A 1,703-nucleotide genomic window follows, 5' to 3' on the forward strand; every position below is an offset into this window, starting at 1 on the left:
TGCGCCTTGGTCGCCGCAAAGCTCCCGCGGCGGGACGAAGAACTTGGCCCGGTGTTCCCGTGCCATCTGCTTCAGCATTTCCCTGAGCCTGCCGTTTGCGGCAACCCCTCCCGTCAGCAGCAGCTCCTTTTTTTCCGTATGCGCCAGAGCTCGCTCGGTCACCTCAACAAGTGCCGCAAAGGCCGTCTCTTGGAGGCTATAACAGAGGTCATTTATGTCAGCACCTTCGCGATGCCTGCGAATCGCCTCGGTCAAGATCCCAGAGAAAGAAAGATCCATGCCCTTGACGACATAGGGTAGCGGAAGATAACTTTTACCCTCCTGAGCCAACTTTTCGACAATTGGACCACCGGGATGGGGGATCCCGACCTCGCGGGCGAAGACATCCAAACAGTTGCCGATGGGGATATCGATCGTCTCGCCGAAGACGCGATAACGTCCGGTGTCGAAGGCAATCACTTGAGTGTTTCCCCCGCTAACATAGAGGGTCACAGGGTCGCGCGCGCCCGCAACCAAACGGCCAATTTCAATATGGGCCACACAGTGATTGACACCAATGATTGGAACATCGAGCCAAACGGCCAGCGCTCTCGCTGCCGTGGCGGCGGTGCGGAGCACCGGACCCAGTCCCGGCCCCTGAGAAAAAGCTACGAGATCAATGTCATCGAGGTCTATCCTGGCCTTTCCAAGCGCCTCCTCCAGAACCAGTTTAGCATTAGCGGCGTGAAACTGGGCTGCCTCGCGCGGATGGATGCCCCCTTTATCCGGAGAATAGGTCCTAGTGGAGTTGGCTAACACCCTCCCCGCGGAGTCGACTATTCCTATACCAAACGTGTGTGCCGTCCCCTCGATTCCCAAGCAGATCATAACACTACCTCATTTTCCCAAGTCTGATTAATGAAAAATATACCGCTGCGCCTCAAAATAACCTTCAGCCGAAAATAAATTTATAATTTAGTTAACCTGTAACGCTTAACTAAGTAAAATTTATTAAACTAATATGTTTAATATTGCTGGGATTTCGGATGAAAATCAAAGAACTGACGATAATTTCAATAGCGATCCTCCTCGCTTTCTCCATCTATGCCGGCTCTTATCGAGGATCCGATAGACTGACTGTTTCGACCACGACCAGTCTTTACGATACCGGTCTTTTGGACTTCATTGCCGACCGCTATCTTGAAGTCTATCAGGTCAAGCTCGACTTCATACCCATGGGCACGGGACAAGCCCTAGAACAGGCGCGGAGTGGCGATGTTGATGCGGTACTGACGCACGCACCGAATTTGGAATCTCAATTTTTAAAAGAAAACATAGTCGGAGTCAGAAAAATAATTGCCTACAACTTTTTCATCGTTGTTGGCCCGGCTGATGATCCGGCCGGCATCCGTGGCCTCAATTCCGTCGAAGCTTTCAGGAAAATAGCCGAGCTAAAGGCGGCCTGGGTCTCAAGAGGCGATAATTCCGGGACGAACCTCAAGGAAATGTCGCTGTGGAAAAAGGCGGGAATAGAGCCCACGGGCCAAAGTTGGTACCTAGAATCCGGTTCCGGAATGGGAGAGACGCTAAGAATTGCTAGCGAAAGAGGAGCCTACACTTTAACGGACACCGGCACCTATTTTAGATACCAAAAAAGCGGCATGATAAATTTGGCCGTCCTGATCGATGGCGGCGAGGATCTTCTCAACGTTTACAGCGTGATG

At 51.8% G+C, this 1,703-nt stretch carries 2 protein-coding genes; one reads left to right on the forward strand and one right to left on the reverse strand.

Annotated features, from left to right (window positions below):
- Positions 1 to 867 (reverse strand): bifunctional N(6)-L-threonylcarbamoyladenine synthase/serine/threonine protein kinase (locus ACP5PX_RS08190; protein ID WP_428085457.1); only part of this gene is annotated, 867 nt, incomplete at its 3' end.
- A gap of 158 nt (positions 868 to 1,025) precedes the next feature.
- On the opposite strand from ACP5PX_RS08190, the gene ACP5PX_RS08195 reads away from it, so the two are divergent.
- Positions 1,026 to 1,703, forward strand: a 678-nt coding sequence (locus ACP5PX_RS08195) for a substrate-binding domain-containing protein (protein ID WP_428085458.1), incomplete at its 3' end; no start/stop codon positions are given.

This window comes from Hadarchaeum sp. (SeqCode), from assembly GCF_049969415.1.
Lineage (GTDB): Archaea > Hadarchaeota > Hadarchaeia > Hadarchaeales > Hadarchaeaceae > Hadarchaeum.